The organism is Streptomyces sp. URMC 124 (genome assembly GCF_051386455.1).
Classification (GTDB): Bacteria; Actinomycetota; Actinomycetes; order Streptomycetales; family Streptomycetaceae; genus Streptomyces.
The window spans coordinates 1-243 of sequence record NZ_JBPQTS010000615.1; the positions used below are offsets into that span (position 1 = coordinate 1).

1 protein-coding gene is annotated in these 243 nt (G+C 57.2%); it reads right to left on the reverse strand.

Annotation, left to right across the window (positions count from 1 at the left end):
- Window positions 1–45 precede the first annotated feature (45 nt).
- Window positions 46–243: hypothetical protein (locus tag ACSNOG_RS33895; protein WP_436756502.1), on the reverse strand; the 198-nt coding region annotated here is incomplete at its 5' end.

Genomic DNA, 243 nt, shown 5'->3' on the forward strand with positions numbered 1-243 from the left:
CCCTGTCCGCTTTAATGAAGCAGGATCGATGAATCTATGATCCGCCTAGTAGTGGCGCTTGGATTTCCAGAGCACACCGCTCTTCAGAATCCGCGGCACGCGTCCGATGACGGAGGTATTGCCCATCAGTCCGAAGCCCGCATGCTTGCCGAGGGAGCCGAGGGTTCCCTTCAGCTTCAACGGCGATACCTTCGGCACATCATCGCGCCATAATGCCTTTATGACGTGGCCGACTTGTTCCGC